General features: G+C 37.8%; 2 protein-coding genes and 3 pseudogenes. 4 read left to right on the top strand and 1 reads right to left on the bottom strand.

The genetic code is table 11. The annotated features are described in order from the left end of the window. Positions 1 to 95: 95 nt before the first annotated feature. The 4 genes and pseudogenes from AFK68_RS17100 to AFK68_RS17090 form a co-directional block, all read left to right on the top strand. A pseudogene (locus tag AFK68_RS17100) lies at positions 96 to 945 on the top strand (FHA domain-containing protein); the annotation flags it as partial. 1 nt (position 946) lies between these two features. Then, positions 947 to 1,625: pseudogene (locus tag AFK68_RS39150) on the top strand (ABC transporter ATP-binding protein); the annotation flags it as partial. Between the two features lie 618 nt (positions 1,626 to 2,243). Beyond that, a pseudogene (locus AFK68_RS43525) lies at positions 2,244 to 2,692 on the top strand (ABC transporter permease); the annotation flags it as partial. A 1-nt stretch (position 2,693) separates the two neighbouring features. Further along, positions 2,694 to 3,320 (top strand): ABC transporter permease (locus tag AFK68_RS17090; RefSeq protein WP_168186516.1); only part of this gene is annotated, 627 nt, incomplete at its 5' end. Between the two features lie 797 nt (positions 3,321 to 4,117). On the opposite strand, the gene AFK68_RS17085 is transcribed toward AFK68_RS17090, so the two are convergent. Further along, on the bottom strand, positions 4,118 to 6,367 hold the full coding sequence (locus AFK68_RS17085; RefSeq protein ID WP_094673819.1) for an FG-GAP-like repeat-containing protein: 2,250 nt from the start codon (positions 6,365 to 6,367) through the stop codon (positions 4,118 to 4,120). Between the last annotated feature and the right edge of the window lie 547 nt (positions 6,368 to 6,914).

Below are 6,914 nucleotides of genomic sequence, written 5' to 3'. Positions count from 1 at the left end.
AATATATAAGTAGTCGTTCAAAATCAATTTTCTATTATGATTCACAATATATATAAATAAAATGTCTGCTAAAGAATCTAAAATCAAATATTATTATGACTAATAAAACAGGGCAAACCACCCTTTTAAGCAATAATCCTTATATAGAATTAAATAACCAAGGCCAAATAGTCACACTCCAACTAACACAAGACAATCATATCTTAGGACGCGATCGCCTCCGTGCCGATTTAGTAGTACCTTCAGACTGGTTAGTCATCTCTAGTTATCACGCCATCATCCGGAAAGTTGACGATCGCTACCATATTTATGATGGTGATGGTTATCGAGCCAGCACTAACGGATTATTTCTAGACCGCACCCGCATTACTCCATCTGAAGGTCATCTGTTGCAAAATGGCATAGAAATCAAAATCGGTCTCGACCCGCAAAACCAAATATTGCTCAAATATCTTGAACCGAATAATCCTGTAGCCATAGCATCTTTGCCAAAAACCCCCTCAATATCTTTGCAAGATAGATCCGTGTTACTTGGTCGCGATCCAGATGCAAATCTAGAATTAAATGCTTCTATTGTTTCCCGTCGTCATGCCACCATTGAACCCAATGGTAAGGGGAACTACATTTTACGAGATTATAGTACAAATGGCGTTTTTGTCAATGAGGTGCGGGTTAAAAATACGATTGTTTTGACTGACGGAGCGGTGATTAAAATCGGACCTTTTACTCTCATTCGTCGTGGTGATAACTTGGAAGTATTTGACCCCGGAAACCAAATTCGTCTGGATGCTGATCGTCTCTACAGAATAGTCAGAGACCAACGGGGGAAAACGCGAGTTTTACTAAATGATCTCTCTTTCGCGATCGAACCGGGACAGTTTGTTGCTTTAGTGGGAGGAAGTGGTACCGGGAAGTCAACTTTGATGCGAACATTATTAGGAATAGNTCGTGGTGATAACTTGGAAGTATTTGACCCCGGAAACCAAATTCGTCTGGATGCTGATCGTCTCTACAGAATAGTCAGAGACCAACGGGGGAAAACGCGAGTTTTACTAAATGATCTCTCTTTCGCGATCGAACCGGGACAGTTTGTTGCTTTAGTGGGAGGAAGTGGTACCGGGAAGTCAACTTTGATGCGAACATTATTAGGAATAGACCCGACAACTAAAGGCAAAGTTTATATAAATGGTGAAGATTTAAGGAATAATTTTAATATTTATCGGACTCAAATTGGTTATGTTCCTCAAGACGATATTATTCATCCCGAACTAACAGTATCAGAAGTGTTAAATTATGCTGCAAAATTGCGCTTACCCCCAGATATTAATGTGAAAGAAATAGTCGAAAAAACTCTCGAACAAATAGAGATGACAGAGAGAAGAAATGTATTAGTTAGTCAGTTAAGCGGAGGGCAAAGAAAAAGAGTAAGTATTGGCGTCGAATTATTAGCAGACCCGAAATTATTTTTCTTAGATGAACCGACATCTGGACTCGACCCTGGTTTAGATAAAAAAATGATGCAACTATTAAGAAAGTTGGCAAATCAAGGACGAACAATTATCTTAGTTACTCATGCTACAGCTAATATTAGAATTTGCGATAGGGTAGTTTTTTTAGGTCGAGGTNACCGACATCTGGACTCGACCCTGGTTTAGATAAAAAAATGATGCAACTATTAAGAAAGTTGGCAAATCAAGGACGAACAATTATCTTAGTTACTCATGCTACAGCTAATATTAGAATTTGCGATAGGGTAGTTTTTTTAGGTCGAGGTGGGCGGTTATGTTATTTTGGTTCTTCTAGAGAAGCTCTAACTTTTTTCTCTGTAAATACTGGAGACTTCGCTGATATTTACAATGAACTAGAAACCAGTGATGAAAATATAAATGAATGGGTAAATAATTTTCGGCAATCAGAATATTATCGGAATTATATTTCTAATCATCTAAGTATTGATAATTTAAAACCTCCTACTAATTTGCCTCCGAAACAACAACCAGCTTCTTTTTGGCAACAACTATTTATTTTAATCGAACGATATTTTAAATTAATTTTCCGCGACCCGATAAATTTAGGTTTGGCTTTATTAACTGCTCCTATTGGTATTGGTTTAATTTTATTTGCAGTTAGAGACAAAAATCCATTTATTGGCGACCCCGAACCTACTTTAGCTCCTTTAGCTTTGCGAGTATTATTTGTATTTACTTGTGCCTGGTTTATGGGTTAGTCTTTCGAGTNCTAATTTGCCTCCGAAACAACAACCAGCTTCTTTTTGGCAACAACTATTTATTTTAATCGAACGATATTTTAAATTAATTTTCCGCGACCCGATAAATTTAGGTTTGGCTTTATTAACTGCTCCTATTGGTATTGGTTTAATTTTATTTGCAGTTAGAGACAAAAATCCATTTATTGGCGACCCCGAACCTACTTTAGCTCCTTTAGCTTTGCGAGTATTATTTGTATTTACTTGTGCCTGTTTATGGGTTGGTCTTTCGAGTTCTCTGCAAGAAATAGTCAAAGAATCAGTTATTTATATTCGGGAAAGATTGGTTAATTTAGGATTATTTGCTTATCTAGGTTCAAAAGTAATAGTTTTGGGATTATTGGCAATTTGCCAAACTCTATTAATAGCAGGAGTAATTATCCTGGGATTTGAAAATCCTCAACCAGAATTAATTTCATGGCCAATNTGGGTTGGTCTTTCGAGTTCTCTGCAAGAAATAGTCAAAGAATCAGTTATTTATATTCGGGAAAGATTGGTTAATTTAGGATTATTTGCTTATCTAGGTTCAAAAGTAATAGTTTTGGGATTATTGGCAATTTGCCAAACTCTATTAATAGCAGGAGTAATTATCCTGGGATTTGAAAATCCTCAACCAGAATTAATTTCATGGCCAATAGGAGTTAGTATTACTACTTTTTTAACTTTAATAAGTTGTATTAGTTTGGGATTAATGATTTCCTCAATTGTTAAAAATGCTTCTCAAGCTAATAGTGCTTTACCCTTAATATTATTGCCTCAGATTATTTTTTCTGGTGTTTTATTTGAAATGACAGGTATAGCTAGTAAATTTTCTTGGGTAATGTTAAGTCGTTGGTCTGTAGCTGCTTATGGAGCATTAGTAAATGTGAATAAAATGGTGCCAGAAGCAACTAAATTACCAGATGGGAGTACCGTTCCTTTACCATTTTCAGGTTCAGATGTTTATAATCTTAATTGGGAAAATTTAGGTTTAAGTTGGGGAGTTTTAGGTTTACATTCACTGATTTATTTAGGTTTGACTATTTGGTTTCAGAAACAGAAAGATATTATTTAATAATGGATAATTGATAATGGATAATTGATAATTAATAATTAATTTGTAGGGTGTGTTAGGCGTTAGCCGTAACGCACCACCATTAATTCAAAAATCCCATTAATAAATTAATAATTAAATGGAGGTGGGTGTACTTCACCAAAGATGTCCTCCCCCTGTGTTGGTAACAATTATAGTGACTATATTTGCAATTGTCAATAACTATAGTAAAATAACTATAATATGTATTCTATAAAGAGAATAAAGAAAAAATTCGCATAGGAACAACAAATACAACGCCCGGCTTTCATCCCGACGCTCCCCTAATAGCTGCCGCTAGGCTCCGCCAACGGGAGAGCGCGGGACTTCCCGCCGGGGGTGTTAAACAGAGCGATCGCTCACCCCACTACTGGTACAAGTTAACCGTTCTACTGAACTTATCCAAACTTACCTAACCTGTGGTTAGGCTTTGGAGACGAGCTTCCTGCTTCATTGAGAACCACCGACCGCAGTCTGTAACTTTATTCTCTCCACAGGCTTAAAATCGGCGGGAACTCCACCTACTTATTTTAAGTATAACATAAGCTTTGCCATTTACAACTAAAAAATTTGAAAAAAAGTAGGTTTGAGGATATTTAGGTAAGATTTCAACTTCTGTTTTTACCCCTTACTCCACAAGATTGTTAACTTTGACAGTAAATACCTTCTGGAAAGTTCCTCCAACAGAGTCAGTANGCTTTGCCATTTACAACTAAAAAATTTGAAAAAAAGTAGGTTTGAGGATATTTAGGTAAGATTTCAACTTCTGTTTTTACCCCTTACTCCACAAGATTGTTAACTTTGACAGTAAATACCTTCTGGAAAGTTCCTCCAACAGAGTCAGTAGTTTCCACTCGAATACTATAGGTAGACTTTGTTTCATGGTCTGGTGATTCTTTGATTTTCAGTTGTTCCCCATCTATAGTGAAGGCTGAGTTATCTGTGTCTCCATTACCGGTGACGAATTCGTAGGTAAAGGTCTCGTCCGTACTTGCGTCAGTAGTAGACAATGTTCCCACTACACTGTTGGCTGGTACGTTTTCGTCGATTGCGATCGTATTGCTTCTCAGTATGAGGTCCGTGGGAGGCTCGTTAATATCGTTAACATTGATAGTAAATACCTGCTGGAAAGTTCCTCCTTCTGAGTCAGTAGTTTCCACTCGAATACTATAGGTAGACTGTGCTTCATAGTTTGGTGATTCTTTGATTTGCAGTTGGTCTCCATCTATAGTGAAGGCTGAATTATCTGTGTCTCCATTACCGCTGACTAATTGGTAGGTAAAGGTATTATCGTCAATGTCAGTAGTAGAGAATGTTCCCACTACACTGTTGGCTGGTACGTTTTCGTTGATAGTGGTGTTGCTTGCTATGAGGTTGGTGGGAGGATAGTTAACATCGTTAACATTGATCGCAAATACCTTCTGGAAAGTTCCTCCAACAGAGTCAGTAGTTGCGACTCGAATACTATAGGTAGACTGTACGTCATAGTCTGGTGATTCTTTGATTTTCAGTTGTTCTCCATCTATAGTGAAGGCTGAGTTATCAGTGTCTCCGTCACCGCTAACTAATTCGTAGGTAAAAGTATTATCGTCAGGGTCAATAGTAGAGAATGTTCCCACGACACTGTTAGCTGGTTCGCTTTCGTCGATAGTGATGATAACGCTCCTCAGTGTGATATCGGTGGGATGATCTTTAACATCGATAGTAAATACCTTCTGGAAATTCCCTCCAACGGAGTCAGTAGTTGCGACTCGAATACTATAGTTAGACTGTGTTTCATAGTCTGGTGATTCTTTGATTTGCAGTTGCTCTCCGTCTATAGTGAAGGCTGAGTTATCAGTGTCTCCGTTACCGCTGACTAATTGGTAGGTAAAAGTCTTATCGTCAGAGTCAGTAGTAGAGAATCTTCCCACAACACTGTTACCTGGTTCGTTTTCGTCGATCGTGTTGTTGCTGAGTGCGAGGTCGGTGGGAGGATAGTTGGTATACCGATCTAGGTTGTTTAACCAAACTTTGTTACGACCATTATTAGCAACAAAAGCATCCAGATCGCTATCTCCATCCAAATCTCCTAAACTCACACGATAGCTACTGGAATTCCCCAAAGCTTGCTGTGAGTCAATGAATTTGCCCTTACCATCATTTAACCAAACCTTATTGGGCTGACCATAATTAGCAACAAAAGCATCCAGATCGCTATCTGCATCGACATCTCCTAAACTCACACGATAGCTTTTGGAATTCCCCAAAGCTTGCTGTGAGTCAGTGAAATTGCCCTTACCATCATTTAACCAAACTTTGTTGAGAGCATAATTGGCAACAAAAGCATCCAGATCGCCATCTCCATCCACGTCTCCTAAACTCACATCTATGCTATAGGAATTCCCCAAAGCTTGCTGTGAGTCAGTGAAATTGCCCTTACCATCATAATTTAACCAAACTCTGTTGGGACCATTATTAGCAACAAAAGCATCCAGATCGCCATCTCCATCCACGTCTCCTAAACTCACATCTATGCTATTGGAATTCACCAAAACTTGCTGCGAGTCAGTGAAATAGCCGCTACCATCATTTAACCAAACTTTGTTGGGCTGATTCCTAGAATTAGCAACAAAAACATCCAGATCGCCATCTGCATCCACATCTCCTAAACTCATACCATGGCTATAGGAATTCCCCAAAGCTTGCTGTGAGTCAGTGAAATTGTCCTTACCATCATTTAACCAAACTTTGTTAGGCTGACCAAAATTAGTAACAAAAGCATCAAGATCGCCATCTGCATCGACATCTCCTAAACTCACATCTGTGCTATTGGAATTCCCCAAAGCTTGCCCAGACTCAGTGAACTGAATAGTCGGAGTAGCATAGACTGTTTGTATCGGTACAACAAACATCGCAACTGCCATTACTACTGCCACCACAACCTGAAAGCATTTACGCAAAGTTGGTTTCAGTTGTGGAGAAGGATTAAATTTATCCTCCATTGTTGTTTCGGCTATTTCATTTTGTAGCCATCTTGAAAGTGCCATGATAGAAATTAGTCTCCTTTGTTATTTTTCTCTATCATCAACAGAGTAAACCAAAATTCTCTAAATTGCCAAATTCTCATAACTAGACATCTCTAGAAAAGAGGGAATAGGGAACAGGGAATAGGGAAGAAATAATTGATGATTTCTGTACGATAATTGATTTTATTTTTGATTTTCGGAGATATCTACTGAAAAGANTTGAAAGTGCCATGATAGAAATTAGTCTCCTTTGTTATTTTTCTCTATCATCAACAGAGTAAACCAAAATTCTCTAAATTGCCAAATTCTCATAACTAGACATCTCTAGAAAAGAGGGAATAGGGAACAGGGAATAGGGAAGAAATAATTGATGATTTCTGTACGATAATTGATTTTATTTTTGATTTTCGGAGATATCTACTGAAAAGAGGGAACAGGGAGCAGGGGAAACTTCAATAATTAATCATTAATAATTAATAATTAATAATTACCTCTTCTTGAAAAGAAGAGGATTGGTTAAAAGGGAAATTTTTTGTTTTTTTCTCCTTTAAAGGAGAGGCTTTAAACC

The organism is Hydrocoleum sp. CS-953 (assembly GCF_002260545.1).
Classification (GTDB): domain Bacteria; phylum Cyanobacteriota; class Cyanobacteriia; order Cyanobacteriales; family Microcoleaceae; genus Trichodesmium.
This window is presented reverse-complemented; position numbering and strand designations above follow the sequence as displayed.